The sequence below is a fragment of the Streptomyces sp. MMG1533 genome (assembly GCF_001279775.1).
GTDB lineage: Bacteria > Actinomycetota > Actinomycetes > Streptomycetales > Streptomycetaceae > Streptomyces.
Genome location: NZ_LGDG01000252.1, coordinates 1 through 17,004, shown reverse-complemented (window position 1 = coordinate 17,004; position 17,004 = coordinate 1). Strand labels below are relative to the sequence as shown.

The window sequence follows — 17,004 nt, the reverse complement described above, 5'->3', positions numbered from 1 at the left end:
GCCCTGGAGGCCGACCCGGGCGAGAAGTGTTCCTGCCGGAAACCGGCAAGGTTCTGCCCGTCAATGTGCGCGCCAAGGACCTGCCAACGCCGCGTAAAGAACGTGTAGGGTTCCTCGCGGTGTGCCGGGAAGCCTGGTCGGCGGTTTGAGGACAACTCTCTTCGCAGATCGGGGCTCAGGTCATGGTGCTCGTCATGGTCTTCGGGGTGGCACTGCTCGTCGCGGTGCTGCTGTCAGGTCTGGCCGCCCGGACCGTATTGTCTACGTCCCTCCTCTTCCTGGTCGGCGGCGTACTCGTCAGTGACGGCTTCCTCGATCTGATCCACATCACACCGGACAGCGAGATCGTGTCCGTCACCGCCGACCTGGCGCTGTTCGCGGTGCTGTTCACCGACGGCATGCACGTCTCCTTCCCGAAGCTGCGCGCGAACTGGCGCACCCCGGCCCGCGCGCTCGGGCTCGGCATGCCGCTGGCGTTCCTCGGCATGGCGTTGATCACGCACTACCTGGTGGGGCTGGACTGGACGACGTCCCTCCTCGTCGGTGCCGTGCTCGCGCCCACTGACCCGGTGTTCGCCTCGGCCATCGTCGGACGCAAGGAAGTCCCGGCGAAGCTACGGCAGTTGCTGAACGTGGAGAGCGGCATCAACGACGGGCTCGCCCTGCCCGTCGTCCTCATCCTGATCACCGCCGCCGGACCGACGTCCGGGCACGCCGAGGCCGACCTCGGGAAGATCGCACTGGAACTGGTTCTCGGCCTCGTGTTCGGCGTCATGCTCCCGTTCGTGGTGATCGAGCTCGTACGGTTCCGGCACCTGGGCGCCGAGCCCAAACTGCAGCCGCTGCTGCCGCTGGGCGTCGGCGTGATCCTGTACGCCACTTGCCACCTCACACACGCCAACCCCTACCTCGCCGCGTTCTCCGCAGGCGCGGTCCTGACGGCCCGCTCGCCGCAGGCGCAGGAGGCGTTCGAGCCGCTCGGGGAGGCGCTGGCGGAGCTGGCCAAGTTCGCAGCCCTGCTGGTGTTCGGCGCGCTGCTGACGCCGCAGCTTTTCGGTGACCTGTCCTTCGGCGGCTACGTGGCGGTCGTCCTCGCGATCGTGCTGATCCGCCCGGCCTCGCTGCTGCTCTCCCTGCTCGGCACCAGCTTCACCCGGCAGGAGAAGCTGGTGGCGGCCTGGTTCGGACCGAAGGGCTTCGCCTCCGTGGTGTACGGACTTCTGGTGCTGCAGGCCGGGATCCCGCAGGGCGAGGGGGCATTCACGCTGATCGCCGTGTGCATCGCCTTCTCGATCGTGGCGCACAGCTCCACCGACGTGCCGATCGCCCGCCTCTTCCACGTCGAGGACCTCGCCGGCCCGCCCGGCAGAATCCCGGCACCCCGCGCTGTCAAGGAGACCGACCATGTCGGCACCTGAACTCGCCGAGCCGTACCCGTCCGTGTGCACCGACGAAGACACCACCGACGCAGCCCGGCTGCCGACCGAGCAGAAGCTGCCCGCGCCGCCGGCCGCCGACCGCGTCGGGCAGCCGTACGGCTCGTACCGCGTACCCGACTACGCGCTGGAGCGGGCGCGGTGATCGCCGCCCGCCTGCTGGAACGACTCATCGGAGGATCGTGAACGACTGGCAGAGCTGGGCGGCGATCATCGTCTTCCTCGCCACGTACAGCCTGATCATCAGCGAGAAGATCCACCGCGTGGGCGCAGCCCTGGGCGGCGCCGCGCTGATGCTGGCGATCGGGGCGACCGATGACGAGTCGGCCTTCTACTCCGAGCACAGCGGCGTCGACTGGAACGTCATCTTCCTGCTCATGGGCATGATGATGATCGTCGGCGTGCTCAAGAAAACCGGCATGTTCGAATATCTGGCCATCTGGTCCGTCAAACGGGCACGTGCCAAGCCCTTCCGGGTCATGGTCATGCTCGTCGTGATCACCGCCGCGGCCTCCGCGCTGCTCGACAACGTCACCACGGTCCTGCTGATCGCCCCGGTCACCCTGCTGGTCTGCGAGCGCCTCAGGCTGCCCGCCGCCCCGTTCCTGATCGCCGAGGTGTTCGCGTCGAACATCGGCGGTATGGCCACCCTGGTCGGCGACCCGCCGAACATCATCATCGCCAGCCGGGCGGGCCTGACCTTCAACGACTTCCTGGTCCACCTGGCCCCACTGTCCGTGTTCCTGGTCGTGGTGCTCGTCGCCCTGTGCCGCTTCCTGTTCCACAAGGCGTTCGTCTACGACGAGACACGCGCCGAAGAAGTCATGGCGCTGGAGGAGAAGGAGGCCATCAAGGATCCCAAGCTGCTCGTCCAGGGGCTCGTGGTGCTCACTCTCGTCGTCGTCGGCTTCGTGCTCCACCCAGTCCTGCACTACGCACCCAGCGTCGTCGCCCTGCTCGGCGCCGGCCTGCTCATCGCGCTCTCCACCGTGGAGACCGGCGAGGTCCTCCGTGAGGTCGAGTGGCCCACCCTCGCCTTCTTCGCCGGGCTGTTCATCATGATCGGCGGCTTGATCGAAACCGGCGTGATCGGCGAGATCTCCGAGTCCCTCGCCGACGCCATCGGCGACAACGAACTAGGCGGCTCCATGCTGCTGCTCAGCGCCTCGGCCGTGCTGTCCGGCATCGTGGACAACATCCCCTACGTCGCCACCATGGCCCCGATCACCGCCGACCTCGTGCAGTCGATGGGCGGCTCGGCCCACCACGTCATGTGGTGGGCCCTGGCCATCGGCGCGGACCTCGGCGGCAACGCGACGGCAATCGGCGCGAGCGCCAACGTCGTCGTACTCGGTATCGCCGAGCGCAACCGGCAGCCCATCTCCTTCTGGCAGTTCACCAAGTACGGCCTGGTCGTCACGGTCGTCACGGTGGCGCTGTCGGCGCTGTACGTGTGGCTGCGCTACTTCACGCTCGCCTGACCCGGAGGAGACGCACAGCATCCTGTCCTCTGCCCCCAGGCCACGCACGGCGTCCCGCAGCCGGGGTACCTGGTCGTGTGCGGGTTGGAAGTTCGGTCTGGATGGTCATGGTGTCCTCACTGGGCTGCGCCGGTCATCAGGTGTGATGCCGGGGCGAACCCGGCCGGGGGCCGCGGGGTTTGGGCAGCGTGCGAACGGGGTGGAGTCGCGCCAGCGCATCCTCGTCGCCGCGGTCATCGAACACAGACTCGACCTGGCTGACGGCCGTCGACCTGCCCGGCGAGGAGACCGGCACACCGCTGGAGCTGGTCACCGTGATGGCGTTCAAGACCCTGTTCCCGACCTGGGCCAGGACGACGTCCACACCCTCACCACCTACGCCGTCGCCGGCGCCGACGGCCTGTTCGTACACCGCGATCGGGGTTGGCGATCAGGTGGCGGGGCCGGCCGCGCGGTTGATCGCCGTCTCCACGGCGCCGATCCGGTCGGCGAGCAACCCGAGGGTGGCCACGGCGCGGACGAGGGGATCGTCGTCCGGTCCGCCCAGCGTCTGGGTGCGCACGTACGCTGCCTTCAACTCGGCCCAGCGGGCTGCCTGTTCGTCGGTCAGCGTGCCGCGCAGCTCGGCCAGTTTCAGCAGGTTGGACTCGGCGCCGGTGGTGAGGGTCTGGGCCTCGGCCGTGTAGTGGTCGTCGATCAGCGCGGTCAGTTCGGTGTCGTTCATGACCGGCTGGATGCGCTGAGCGATCTTGTTCATGTTGCGGTAGGAGCCCTGGAGTCGGAAGGGCGGCTCGCAGCGGGTGGCGTCGGACTGGGCGGCCGAGGCGATGTAGGCGGCGTTCACCGCCAGGACTGTTTCGCGTGCCGCCAGCAGGTGGCGCAGTACGGCCAGGATGCGCTCCAGCTCGGCGGGCGCGTACGGGTGGGCCGGCCGGTCGGCGCGGGCCGTCGAGCCGTCCTCGGCCAGGCGGAGCAGCAGCTCCAGGTCGGTGCGGTCGCGACCGGCGAGCGGGGCGAGGACCGGGTTGGCGGTGAGGGCGTTCTCGACGAAGCTGAGCGCGAAGGCGTGTTCCTTCCCGGTCAGGACGTCGCCGAGGTTCCACACGTCGGCGCGGTTGGCGAGCATGTCGGGCACGCGGAAGGGGCTGCCGGACTCGGTGTACGGGTTGCCCGCCATGCAGACCGCGAACCTCTTGCCGCGCAGGTCGTACGTTCGTGGTTCACCGTCCCGTACGCCCTCCATGCGGCGGGTGGCGTCACACAGCGGGATGAACCTCTGCAGCAGTTCGGGCGAGGTGTGCTGGATGTCGTCCAGGTACAGGAGGGTGTTGTTGCCCGCCTCCAGCGCGAAGTTGATCCTCTCGATCTCCTGACGGGCGGTCGCGTTCGGGGCCTCGGCCGGGTCGAGTGAGGTGGCGGCGTGGCCGAGTGCGGGGCCGTTGACCTTCACCAGGATCAGGCCGAGGCGGTCGGCGACGTACTCCATGAGGGTCGTCTTGCCGTAACCGGGCGGGGAGATGAGCAGGAGCAGGCCGCCGGTGTCGGTGCGTTTCGTCTCGCCCGTGGTGCCGAGCTGCTTGGCGAGGCTGTCGCCGACCAGGGGGAGATACACCTCGTCGATGAGCCTGCTGCGGACGAACGCCGACATCACGCGCGGCCGGTACTCGTCCAGGCGGACGCGTGTGCGCTCGGCGGCCGTCAACGCCGTACGGCGACGCTGATAGGCACGGTGAGCCGGGACTTCGTGGGCGCGGAACGCCCTTGTGCGGGCCAGGAGTTCGTCGACGCGGATCGTGAGCGTACGGCCGCTGAGGCGCGGATGGCTGCCGAGCAGCCCCTCGACCCTCTCGGTCAGCGGCGCGTCGGACTCGTGGCGGACCAGGTCCGGGCAGAGCTCGGCCGCCACCGCCTCGGCCAGGTCGCCGGGGGTGATGTCGGTGCCGGTGGCGGAGGTGTACGACGTCAGCCACACCTCGACGAGTTGCTTGCGGGCAGCCAGGTCGCAGAGAGCGGCGAGGTCGTCGTCGTACGCCGAAGTTCCCACCGTACGGCGGAACTTGTCGAGCAGCGTGCGGGTGCCGGCGGCGATGACGAAGCCGTCGGGGCCGGTGGTGAGCTCCTCGAAGAGGTACTCGGCGGCACCTTGTCCGCCGATCGCCTCCCCCAGCTCCCGTTGCAGGTCGAGGATTGCGGGCGCCAGGCCGAAGGTGTCCCTCGCCCGGGCCATGGACAGCGCACGCCGGGTCCAGTTCTCGCGCTCCTCGGCTGTCGTTCCGTGTGCCCAGAACACCTGGGCGGTGGCGCGGACGGCGGGCTCGTGGCGCAGCAGGCCCGCCGTGTCGTACAGGCGCAGGAGTGCGCCGAGGATGGCGGCCGCGTCGTGGTCGTGGACGCCGCGCTCGTAGCCCTCGTCGTACGCCGTCTCCGCGGCCTGCCTCACGAGCGCGGCCAGGTCGGCCTCGGCCAGGGCCGCCGGGCCGTGTTCGTCCAGCAGGCGGGCGGCGAGGTGTTCGGCACGGTAGACCTCGGGCGACTCCGAGGGCAGCGGGCGGTGCCAATAGGGACGGGTGTCGGCGAAGTCGGGGTCCGTGACCGGGGAGCGGTAGTCGGTGCCGGTGAGTGCGAAGGCGAGGGTGTCGCCGTGCGGGACCAGGGCGAGGTCCAGGGGCTGGGTGTTGACGGCGAACCGGTGGGTGCCGAGGCGGATGGTGCGGCCGTCGTCGGTGTACAGGTCGGTGCGGTCGCGCAGCGCGCGCAGGGCCTCCTGGCGGGCGGACTTGAGGCGGCCGTCCAGTTCCTCCGCCCTTACCTGGTCGCCGAGTTCGCGCAGGTCGTCGGCGATGCGGCGGACCTTGGCGGGCAACGGATCGGAGGTGAAGTACGTGGCGACGGCGTCCGTGTCGGCGAGCGTGGCGGCACGTCGGGCGACCGTCTGCAGGACCCGGGTCGCCGATTCGGCGAGGCGCTCGGCGCGGCGGACGCGGGCGTCGACGAGGGTCTGCTTGCGGGCGGAGAACGCCTCGTGGATCTCGTCGCGCTTGTCCGCGAGCTCGCCGAGGAAGTCGTCGAACTCCGCGAACCGGGACTCCAGGTTCTCCAACTGAACAAGTATGCGCCCGAGTTGAGCGTCGCACGCGTCCGGGCTGTCGGCGGCCGCGAGGGCGCCGGTGACCGCCTGGCCGAGCAGGGTGAACTCGGCGGCGAACTCGGCGCGGCCCTCGCGGTCGAGGAGTGCTCGGCGGCGGCCGTCGAGGGTGGCGCGGGCACGGTTGACGCCGCCGAGGACCTCGGCGATGCGCTCCAGGATGGCGGTGCGGACGGTGGCGTCGCCGATGTCGAGTCCGGCGACGACCTCGGTCACCGTGCGCAGCCCGTCGGCGAGTTCGTCGAGGCGGACGGCGAGGGGCGCGGCCTCGGCGACGGTGGCGATCGCGTCGCCGTCCGCGACGAGTTGCTCGATGTCGGTCCGGTACTCGGTGAAGGCGTCCTCGCGGGCGAGGTGGGTGACCGCCCGCTGACCGAAGGTGGCGAGGTCGGCCTCGACGTCCGCGGCGAGCTCGTCGATGCGGGCTGTGTCCGCGTACCGCAGGTCCTTGAGGGTGAGCAGGTGGCCCTGGGCGTGCCGGAGTTCGGTCAGTCCGGCCACCCAGGCGGCGGCGCTGCGCGGGGCCTCGCCGCGCAGGCGCCGTACGACCGCGGCCACCTGGGCAGCTGCCTCGGTGAGTGCGTGGGCGGCCTGGCGGGTGAGGGCCTGGACGGTCTCGAACTCGGCCAGCACCCGCTCGGCGGTGGCCCGCACCTGCATGAGCGGTTCGTGCAGGTCACCGAGTTCGGGGTCGCCCAGCCAGTGGTAGGAGTCGGCGGCCCGGACGCATGCGGCCGCCAGCGCGTCGTACACCTCGCTCGTCGAGGTCGTCTCGGCCACGGCGCGCGTGATGGACAGACAGTCGGAGATGCCGCGCACGAGGTCGGCGTTGCCGACGCGGGCCAGCGGGCCGGCGCCGACGGGCTGGGCGGCGGCGTGGGTGTCGGAGACGTACGGGGAGTTCCACAGCTGAACGGGGTGCACGCGCTGCGGCTCGTCACTGTCGGCGCGCAACACGACGAGGGAGCCGTCGTCGAAGAGCGCCCAGCCGTGGCAGGAGAGCGGGGTCGCGACCTCCTTGCGGATCATGTTGTACGGCAGCAGCAGGCTGCGGCCCTCCACCCGCGCGTGGAAGGCGAACAGGACGTCCTCGCCGTTCGGGGAGCGGACCGCGCGCTCGAACTCCAGGTCCCCTGTGTCGATGCCGTCGAACGTCTTGTACTCCCCGGTGGCCAGGCAGTAGCCGCCGGGGAAGACGATGCCCTGGTCCTCGGGCAGGCGGCGGCAGGCCCGGCCGATGCCGTCGAGGCGGACAACCGTCCTGGTGAGGGTGTTGAAGACCAGGTAGCGGCGGACTTCCTCCTTGTAAGGGAGGATGTCCAACAGGATCAGGGCGCCCACACGCGCGTACGCGATGTCCGCGTCGACGAGGGACTGCAGCGGCTCGTCGACGGGCTCGGCGTAAATGCCCTCACCGGTCTCGGTGTTGTCCTCGACCTTGACGGTCAGCGTCCCTGCGAGCGTCTCGACGAAGACCTCGCCCTCGATGGAGACGTGCGGGTGGCGGCCGAGGACGTGGTCCTCACGGGTCGCCGGAATCCACTCGAAGTCGTGGGAGGGCGGGAAGACGTGGTCGCGGTCGCCGCGCGCATCGAGGAAGGTGGCCTGTCCGTCCTCGGCCGGCGCCCAGCGCAGGACGCGGATGTCGCCGGCCTTCTCGCCGGTCTGGAACACGGCGAGCAGCTTGCCGTCGATCCTGCGGAGTTGCAGAAGGTGGGCCTGGCGGTAGTAGCGGTAGAGGGCGGCGAACTCGCGGACGAAGGCAGGATCGTCGAGCAGTCCGGGCACGGCGTCGTCGGGAAGCCGGTTCAGATCGCGGTCGTGCAGTGCGAGGACGTCGCCGACGGCCGTCTCGGGCTTGAGGCCGAGGAAGACGTTGTGGCCGAAGAGCAGGACGTCGCCGACGGAGACGATGTCGCGGGGCACGCAGGTGTGCTCGGTGCGCAGCCGCTCGGTGCCGACGAGGTCCAGCCGGGTGGAACCGAACTCCTCGGTGCGGCGGGCGTTGAGTGCCTCGGCGCGGCGGGCGAGCTCGGCGGCCTGCACGGCCAGGCGGTCGCGCAGCACTTCGTACGTGCCGGTGTCCAGGCCGGTGGTCATGGGATCCCTCTCGGAGAGTCAGGAAGCGTGGCCGGGAGCTGCCGTCCCCTGTGCGGCAGCTCCCGGCCACCGGCCACCGGCCATCAGAGCCTGGCGCTGCCGTTGACCGCAGCGAGCGACGTGTCACTGAGGCCCAACTCGCCTGCCTTGTCCAGAAGTTGCTGGAGCTGTCCGGTGTTCGCGCCGCCGCTCTTCATCAGCTTCATCAGTAGGGCGGAGACGGTCAGGTTCTGCACGTCGGCCGTGGAGACCGATCCGAGGACACGGCTGAGGTCGTCGGCGAAACCGGCGGTGCCGTCCAGCCAGGGCTTCGCCAGCGCCTGGGCGGTCTCGGAGTGCTGCATGAAACCGTCGAAACCCTTGCCGAGCGCGATGGAGGACACCAGGCGGTCGAGGAAGACCGACTCCCCGCCGACGATGTTGATGTCGGCGTTCTCCAGGCCGGTGGCGAGGACCGTGGCCTGTGCCTCGGCGACCTGCCGCTGCACGTCGAGGCCCGCGAGCCGGATGTCCTTCTCGGCCTCCAGTCGCAGCCGGTACTCCTCGTGACCGCGGGACGCGTCGTCCAGCGCGGCCATCGCGGCGGCCTTCTCGGTGAGTCCGGCGGCCTCCGCCTTCAGCTTCTCGCCGACGCCCTCGGCCTCGGCCAGCGCCTTCGCCCTGGCGCCCTCCGCCTCCGCACGGCCGGCCTTCTCGATGACCCCGGCCTCCTTGTCCCGGACCTGAACGGCCGCGAGTCCCTCGGCGGCGGCCTCCGCCTGGACGCCCTCGGCGAGCCGCAGCCTGGCCTGCGCGTCGAGGTCGGCGCTCTTCAACCGGGCCTCGGCAAGGGTGACTTCCTCGGCGGCACGGTGGACGGCGGCCTGCTCGGCGGCCTCAGCGGCCTTGATGCCCTTGACAAGGTGTTCCTGCGCCTCGGCCTCGGCGGCGATGACCACCCCCTGCCGCTGCCGCTCCGCCTCCTCCACCGCACGCAGCGTCTTGATGGACTCCTCCTGCTCGGCGACCGTCCGGTCCACCGCGACCCGCTCGCGGATGACCTCGGCGATCTCCCGCTTCTCCGCCTCGACCTCCTTCTCGGCGGCGATCCGCGTCAGCTGCGTCTCCCGGTCGCGGGCGATGACTTCGAGGAGGCGGTCCTTCTCGATGCGCTCGTTCTCGATGGCGATGACCCGCTCGCGGTTCTTCTGCGCGACGGCGATCTCACGGGCCTGGTTCTCCCGCTGGACACCGAGCTGCTCCTCGGTACGCAGGAACGCACCTTGGGCCCCCAGCCGCTCCTCCTCCACCACCCGTGCCGTCTCGGCCTCCTCCCTGGCCCGTACGGTGTCGATCTCCCGCCGCTGCTTGATCTCGGCGTCGGCCTGCCGGCGCTCCAGCTCCAGGATGACCTCGCGGGCGTCGACGTTCTGCCGGGTGATCTCCTTCTCCTCGGTGCGCTGGGCCTCGTTGGTGCGCACGTGCTCCACGGCCGTCAACTCGGTGATCTTCCGGATGCCCTGGGCGTCGAGGACGTTGGCCGGGTCGAGCTGGGTCAGCGGCGTCTGCTCCAGGTAGTCGATCGCCGCGTCCTCCAGGTGGTAGCCGTTGAGGTCGACGCCGATGACCTCGATGATCCGGTACCGCAGCTCCTCGCGCTTGGTGTACAGGTCGGTGAAGTCCAGCTGCTTGCCGACGGTCTTGAGCGCCTCGGAGAACTTCGCGTGGAACAGCTCCTGCAGTGTGTCCCGGTCGCTGGCCCGTGCCGTACCTACGGCCTGGGCGACCTTGATGACGTCCTCGACGGTCTTGTTGACCTTCACGAAGAACGAGATCCGGATGTCCGCACGGATGTTGTCCCGGCAGATCAGCCCCTCCTTGCCGGCCCGCATGATCTCGATGGTCTTCACCGAGATGTCCATCACCTCGGCCTTGTGCAGCACCGGCAGCACGACCTGCCCCGTGAAGGTCACATCGACCTTGCGCATCTTGGACACGATCAGCGCCTTGCCCTGCTCCACCTTGCGGAACAACCGGGCGACGACGAGTACGACGAGCAGGCAGACGGCGACGAGCGCGCCGATGCCCGCGATCATGACAACCATGGCATACGTCCTTCAGGCGTAAGGAAGTTGAGCGTGAGGATGCGAGGCCGGAGATGAGGTCCGGCAGCGGCGCGGATCAGGCGGCGTGGTCCCGCAGGTGAGGCGAGGCGTCGCGCGGCACACCCTCGGAGGGATCCCGGCTGCCGACAGCCCGTAGCGCGGTGGCGTCGCGCGTGCGGGCCTCGCTCGGTGCGGACAGCCCCGGTTCGTCAGGGAAGAGGCGGTGCAGCGCTCGCACGATCAGGCAGGTCGCGGCCCAGGCCACGAACAGCGCCCCCACTGGTACGACCAGGCGCAGCAGCCCGACGGCAGGTCCCGCAGGGGCGAACACGGCAAGCACCAGCGCCGCACCGACGCTCAAGGACCAGGCGAAGGCCGTCAGCAGGGAGAGAGCGACCGCCACGGGCACCCCGCCCATGCGCCACCCCCGCAGATCCATGTCCGCGTCGAAGCTGTCGACGTCGGCCACGCCCACGGCGGCCAGGAGCCAGAAGCACACGACCACGACGAGGGCCGCGGTCAGCAGGATCGTGGGCAGGCCCGTGGCCGCTGTCAGAAACGTCCACATCTCCCGGTCCCCCTCTCCACCGCGGCGCGCATCAGCCGGCTCCGACGGTGCACGACTCCCCTCCGGGTTCCGGTGCCGGGCACCTGCCGGTGTCCGGCACCGGAACCATCCGCCGTGCTCCCCGCGAGCCATGGTGCATGGCCGGATCCCTTCCGCGCATTGCCGGTTCCCGGCAATGTTCATTAGGGTTTGCATGCCGGTGGCCGCCAAGAATCCGTCACCAGCGCGTCAAGAATCCGGGGGACGACGTGGCGGACCGGGAGATTCCCGAGCAGTATCTCGACGGCTACGGCCACATCCTGGCCGAGGTCTCGGCCACCGGGCGGCGCCTCACCCGGGACGAGATCGCCTCCCGCCGTGCCCTGGGAGAACAGGCCGCGGAAGCCGGTCACGGACTGCGCGCCCTCATCAGCGCCCACCTCACCGCCGCCCGCGCGAGTTGGCCCGGCACACCCGGCTCCGCCGACGGCGCGCTCGCCGCCGTGCAGCAGGTCGTCGACGCCTTCGCCGAGGGCTACGAACGCGCCCAGCGTATGGCCGTACGCCAGGAGGAGGCAGCGCGCCGGGAGTTCATCGACGACCTCCTCTACGGCCGCAGCGACCTCGGCCGCCTCGCCGAGCGTGCGGAACGCTTCGGCCTGCGTCTCTCCCACGCACACGCCGTCGCCGTCGCCCAGGGACCGACCGCCTATGACGAGGGCGCCGCGGTGCCCCGGCAGGTGGAGCGAGCCCTCATAGCCCGCTTCGGCGACCGCAGCGTCCTGCTCACCACCAAGGACGGCCGACTGCTGTGCATCGCCCCGGGCCACCAGGACGAGGTGCTCGCCCACTTCGCCAAGCAGGCGCACGCCGCGACCGACGGCGGACGCGTCGCCATCGGCCGCCCCCAGCCCGGCCCCGGAGGCGTCGTCCAGTCCTACGAGGAGGCCCTGGGCGTCCTCGAACTGGCCGAGCGCCTAGACCTCGACGACCCGGTCCTGCGCGCCGCCGACCTGCTCGTCTACCCCGTCCTGACCCGCGACCGCCAGGCCATGGCCGACCTCGTCCTCGACACCCTCGGCCCGCTCACCACCGCCCGCGGCGGCGCCCAGCCCCTCCTCGACACCCTCACCGCGTACTTCGACTCCGGCTGCGTCGCCGCCGAGGCCGCCCGCCGCCTCACCCTCAGCGTGCGTGCCCTGACCTACCGCCTGGAACGCATCCACAAGCTCACCGGCGCCAACCCGGCCGACCCGGCCCACCGCTACATGCTCCAGACCGCGGTCATCGGCGCGCGGCTGTTGGACTGGCCCGCCAAGGACCTCTGACATTCGGCCGCTGCCACGGTGACGACAGCGCGTGCGCCCCGGGCAGGGCGTCGGCCAGGCGTTCACCCCCGGCATGGCCGACGCCCTGCCCGGCGGCGTCAACCGAGGGCGATCGCGAAGATGTGCAGGGTGTTCTGGCCCGCTCCCACCTGTGTACTGATGGCGGGCAGGGTCACGTATGCGGGCGTCTTGCCCTCCCGCAGGGTCACCGTGCTGCCGTACACGCCGACCTTGCGGACAGTCCGGCCGGTTCGGGTGTTGAGGTACGCGGGGCTGGCGACCAGTCCGCCTCCCTTGGCCGGTCTGTTGTCCCACCAGTCGGCGAAGGCCAGGGTGAACTCCTGTGTGGTGCCGTCGGTGTAGGTCACGGTGGCGAGGTCCGAGGCCAGCCCGTTGGTGGCGGTGCCCAGGAAGCCGAGCTTGGTGCCCGAACCGGTGAGTGGGACGGTCTGGCCGCCGGCGACGATGTCGTCCCGCGCGCCGCCGCCTGTGGTGGGCCAGGTGAACGTCACGCCGTCGTACGTCACCGTGCCGCCCGACACGACGCCCTGTTCGGCGAGGGCCTGCGCGGACAGGCTGCGTCCGGCTCCGTCGATGTCGGCCAGGGTGTGGTCGGTGTCGTCGCTGACGGCGGTGTTGTTGCGCGCCTCGCTCAACGTGGCGTAGGGCACCGAGACCCGCAGCATCGTGCTGTCGTCCGTCTTGGCACCGCCGTAGACGGCTCGTACGGACAGGTCATGAGGGCCGGGGCTGCCGTCCGTGGGGACCGTGACCTTCCAGGTGACCTCGGCCGTCGCGCCCGGTGCGATGCGGTCGAACCGGGTGGGTGTGGTGGCCTCGGCCGTCCAGCCCTCGGGTGCGGTGAGCTCGACCACCGTGTCACGCATGGCCGTTGAGCCGCCGTTGGCGTATGTGGCCTTGACGGTGGTGCTCTGGCCGGGACGGAGCGTCCGGTCGGTGTCCAGGGTGAGCGGGTGGTGCACGGTGATGACGGCCGATCCGGTGACGCCGTCCACGGTCGCGCTGATCGTGGCCACACCGTTGCCGACCGCCGTGACGAGTCCGTCGCGGCTGACGGTGGCCACGGACGGATCGCTGCTGCGGTAGCTCACCCTCGCCTTCCTCAGGTTCCCCAGGAAGGAGCCGTCGTTGTTGACGGCTTCGACCACATGGTCGGCCTTCACGTCGAGGTTCCGGCCGGGCTGGCGGGCCGGGTCCGTGTCGTCCTTGATCCAGCGGTTGCGGCCGGTGAGGTCGATGGTGTCGCCGACGTCGTAGGCGACGGCCTCCGGCTGCACGGTCACGTAACGGACGCGCTCGGAGAGCCTGCCGTGCACGCCGACCGTGGCGGAGCCGCTGACGGCCGACGCATCGGGGCCGACCTCGAACCGGTACCTGCCGTTGTAGACGGCCTGCTTGGCGGCCTCGCCGTCCCAGAACGCCAGATCGGGGACATTGACCCGCAGGGTGATGTGCTGCGTCTGCCCCGGGGCGAGTACACGCGTCTTCTGGAAGCCCGCAAGCCGCTTCCTGGGCAGTTCCCGGCCGTCGACCTCGAAGGGGGTGGCGGCGTAGAGCTGGGCCACGGTCGATCCGGCCACGGAGCCGGTGTTGGTCACGTCGACGCCGACCTTCACCGTTCCGTCGGCGGACACGGACCTGCGGTCCGCCTTGATGTTCGTGTAGGCGAAGTCCGTGTAGCTCAGGCCGTACCCGAAGGGATAGGTGGGTGTCCCGGTGAAGTACTGGTAGGTCCGCCCGAGTCCGCCGGTGTCACCGGCGCTCAGGCCGTAGTCGGAGATGTCGGGCAGCTGCGAGTCGTCCTTGTACCAGGTGAAGTTGAGCCGGCCGCTCGGATTGTGGCGGCCGAAGAGGACATCGGCGAGGGCATCCCCCTGGCTCTGCCCGTTGTATCCGGAGAAGAGGACGGCCGGCACTCTTTCGCGAACGCCCTCCAGCTCCATCGGCCGGCTGGACTGAATGCTCAGTACGGTCCTGGGGTTGCCCAGGTCCGCGACCTGGTCGAACAACGAGCCGTAGTTGCCGGGCATCTTCAGGTCGGCGTAGTCCTGGCCCTCGTCGGCCACGGAGGCATCCGTTCCGACGGCCACCACGACGAGGTCGGCGTCCTTGATGTCCGCACGCGTCTGCTCGGCGAGCACTGCCGCGCCCGACGCGGTGGTGGACGTGCCCGCGGCGTCGTACACGATCTGCACGTCCGCATTGGCCGCCTTCGCCTGGGCGGTGATGCCGGCGACCGTGCTCGTCTTCACGGACGGATCGCCCGAGTAACCGCCCAGCGTCACCTTGTCCGCGAGGTCCCCGACGATCACCACCTTCTTCAACTGTGCTGCGTTCACCGGGAGGAGGGGCTTGTCGGTACCGGACACCTCGTCGTTCTGCAGCAGAACGAGGGCGTTGTCGGCGACCTTCCGGGCGAGTTCCCGGTGATCCTGCGATTCGATGACGTCCTTGCCGATGCCCGTGTAGGGCACCTTCTCCGGCGCGTCGAACTCGCCCGTCCGCATCCGCACGGTGAACAGGTGGACCAGGGCGTTGTCGACGACGCCCTCGCTGAGGACGCCGGCCTCGATGGCCTCGCGCAGGTTCGGGGCCGTGGCCTCCTGGCCGGTGCAGTTGATGTGGGTGCCGGACCGCAGCGCGTACGCCTGACCGCCCGCGGCGCCGGAGACGCGTTGCCCGGTCTCCGTGTGGGTCCAGGTGGCCTGCGCACCCTTGTTGTCGGTGGTCCAGCCGGGCGGCGCCCACTCGTGGCCCTGGGGGAAGGACTGGTAGGTGGTGCCGACCGCGTCGCAGTCGGAGGTGATGTATCCGTCGAAGCCGTAGGTGCGCCCGGCGATCTGGTTGGTGGTGTAGGTGTTGGCGGCCGACGGCGTGCCGTTGATGGCGTTGTAGGACGTCATCAGGCCGGAGACGCGGGACTTCTCGATCAGGCTCTTGAACTGCGACGTGTAGTAGTCGTGCAGGTCGTTGTCGGTCGTGTCCGAGCTGACGCCCATCCGGTCCTGCTCGACGTTGTTGAGGGCGTAGTGCTTGGCTGTCGCGGCCACCTTCAGATACTTGCTGCGCGGCTCACCGTCCGCCGTCTGGTCCTGGTATCCGTTGACGTACGCGCCCGCCAGTTCGGCGACCATGTACGGGTCCTCGCCGAACGCCTCGTCCGTACGGCCCCAGCGGGGGTCACGGTCCATGTTCACGGTGGGCGCCCAGAAGGTCAGCGACCCGTAGTTGTCGGGCGACACGCCGATGTTGTTCTGGCCGGTGCCCCACAGCGACTTGTCCAGGAAACCGCGCACCTCGTCGGAGATCGCGGTCGACGCCTGGTACATCAGGTCCCGGTCCCAGGTCATCGCCGCGGCGAAGTTGGTGGAAAAGCTGGTGGCGTGCACGCCACCGGACGCCGGTCCGTCGTTGACGTTGGCGCCGAGCCGGTTGACGCCGTGCTGGCCCTCGTTCCAATAGGTGTACTGCTGCACACCCAGGCGCGGGATCGCCGGAGCGCTGTTGGTGTGCAACTGCAGTGCCTTCTCGGCGAGCGTCATCCGGGACACCAGGTCCGCGGCGCGCTCCTCGAAGGAGTAGCGCGTGTCGCGGTAGAGGGGAGGCATGCTTCCCTGTACGGCGGCGGTGAGGGCGGTGGTGGTCGGAGCCGTTGCCGCCGCGGTGCCGAGCAGGCTGAGGCAGCACAGCCCCGTGGCCAGCGTGCGGCGGATCCTCGGCGGGCGGGCCGTGCGGAGCGGTCTTGTCTTTCGAGGCACTGGGGTGACTCTCCTTCGTACGAGGTGTACGGAGGCCGTCCGGTGCCGTGGCGCGAAAGCGGCACCGGACGGCGGGCGCTCAGGTGCCGATGTTGGGCTGGGGCCCGGAGTACTGCTTCAAGAGAGCCGGGACGTTGCTCGCGGGGTCGAGGGTGTAGCTGTAGTAGCTGCTCGGGTTGAAGGTGGTGCCGTTGGTCTTCTGGTCACCCGTGCAGTTGACGACGACGCTCCCCGTCTGGGTCAGCGACGCCGCTGTGGTGTCGTAGGTGTACGGGTCGTTCACGTTGTCGTAGTAGCTGTTCTCGATGACCGTCTTCGACGCGCCACGCGAGAGGTTGCCGTACGAGGTGATGTTCTGCAGGTAGTTGTTGTACAGGTGCGCGAGGGCAACGTTGTCGATGCTGGGGTTGCGCTGGTTGGTGTCGTGGATCCAGTTGTGGTGGATGGTCATGCGGGCGGTGACGTTGTCGGTCCATCCGATACCGAAGGCCTTGTTGACCTCGCCGAGGTTGTTCCAGGACACGGTGAGGTAGCTGGTGTCCTTGCGGCTGTCGATGAGCCCGTCGTTCATCCGCTGAATCGTGTTGTGGTCGATCCAGATGTGGTCGGCGGTGTCCATCTGGATGCCGTCGTAGTCGTACAGCTTGTCGTCGGGGTCGTCGTCGGCCATCCGCGTGTCACGGATGGTCAGGTTGCGGATGATCACGTTGTGGACCCCGGTGCCGAGGTTGAAACCGCCGTTGACGATCTGGCCCGAGGTGCCGACGCCCACGATGGTCTTGTCGGACTTCAACGGGATCTCGTAGCCGTAGGTGGGCACCGTGATGGCGCCGGAGACCTTGATGACGTACGGAGCGTCGGCGGACGCATACTTCAGCAGGTCGGCGTAGGTCGTGACGGTGACCGTGGTGCCCGCCGCGCCGCCGGTCGTGCCGCCCCCGGTGGCGGCGAACCCGTCGGCCGTGTTCGACCAGGACCGGCCGCTCACCGGCGTGAACGCCCACAGCTTGTTGGTGTTGGCGGTGCAGGTTTCCTGGATGACCGGGTTGCCCGCGGTGGTGCTCGCGTTGAGGTCGCTGAGGCACAGACCGCTGCTGACGCTCA

9 protein-coding genes are annotated in these 17,004 nt (G+C 69.7%); 4 read left to right on the top strand and 5 right to left on the bottom strand.

The genetic code is table 11. From position 1 onward, the window contains the following. The first annotated feature begins 182 nt into the window (after nt 1-182). From ADK57_RS36500 to ADK57_RS36495, 3 genes are read left to right on the top strand one after another with little or no spacing between them, the layout of a single operon-like run. Nucleotides 183-1,418: a cation:proton antiporter gene (locus ADK57_RS36500; RefSeq protein WP_053753966.1), complete on the top strand. Its 1,236-nt coding sequence runs from the start codon at nt 183-185 to the stop codon at nt 1,416-1,418. Further along, nucleotides 1,405-1,581, top strand: a complete 177-nt coding sequence (locus ADK57_RS50220) for a hypothetical protein (RefSeq protein WP_159050211.1) — start codon at nt 1,405-1,407, stop codon at nt 1,579-1,581. Before ADK57_RS36500 ends, ADK57_RS50220 begins: the two co-directional genes overlap by 14 nt. Before the next feature lie 37 nt (nt 1,582-1,618). Beyond that, complete coding sequence (locus ADK57_RS36495) at nt 1,619-2,917, top strand: SLC13 family permease (protein WP_053753965.1); 1,299 nt, start codon at nt 1,619-1,621, stop codon at nt 2,915-2,917. Between the two features lie 430 nt (nt 2,918-3,347). On the opposite strand, the gene ADK57_RS36485 is transcribed toward ADK57_RS36495, so the two are convergent. From ADK57_RS36485 to ADK57_RS36475, 3 genes are all read right to left on the bottom strand, one after another. Further along, nucleotides 3,348-8,162, bottom strand: coding sequence for a DNA repair ATPase (locus ADK57_RS36485; RefSeq protein ID WP_053753963.1), 4,815 nt, complete (start codon nt 8,160-8,162; stop codon nt 3,348-3,350). Nucleotides 8,163-8,245: 83 nt separating this feature from the next. Continuing rightward, nucleotides 8,246-10,246, bottom strand: coding sequence for a hypothetical protein (locus tag ADK57_RS36480; RefSeq protein WP_053753962.1), 2,001 nt, complete (start codon nt 10,244-10,246; stop codon nt 8,246-8,248). Nucleotides 10,247-10,322: 76 nt separating this feature from the next. After that, nucleotides 10,323-10,814, bottom strand: coding sequence for a hypothetical protein (locus ADK57_RS36475; protein ID WP_053753961.1), 492 nt, complete (start codon nt 10,812-10,814; stop codon nt 10,323-10,325). Between the two features lie 248 nt (nt 10,815-11,062). Here ADK57_RS36475 and ADK57_RS36470 point away from each other — a divergent pair, with 248 nt between their 5' ends. Continuing rightward, nucleotides 11,063-12,121 carry a PucR family transcriptional regulator gene (locus tag ADK57_RS36470; protein ID WP_053753960.1) on the top strand — a complete coding sequence of 353 codons (1,059 nt, stop codon included), beginning with the start codon at nt 11,063-11,065 and terminating at the stop codon, nt 12,119-12,121. 98 nt (nt 12,122-12,219) lie between these two features. On the opposite strand, the gene ADK57_RS36465 is transcribed toward ADK57_RS36470, so the two are convergent. Together ADK57_RS36465 and ADK57_RS36460 are read right to left on the bottom strand one after the other, a co-directional pair. Further along, a complete protein-coding gene (locus ADK57_RS36465) occupies nt 12,220-15,900 on the bottom strand; it encodes a glycoside hydrolase family 3 C-terminal domain-containing protein (RefSeq protein WP_053753959.1) in 3,681 nt (1,226 codons plus the stop codon). Between the two features lie 79 nt (nt 15,901-15,979). After that, the gene (locus ADK57_RS36460) at nt 15,980-16,987 is read right to left on the bottom strand and encodes a hypothetical protein (protein WP_078973544.1); all 1,008 of its coding nucleotides are present in this window, start codon (nt 16,985-16,987) and stop codon (nt 15,980-15,982) included. Nucleotides 16,988-17,004: the final 17 nt, after the last annotated feature.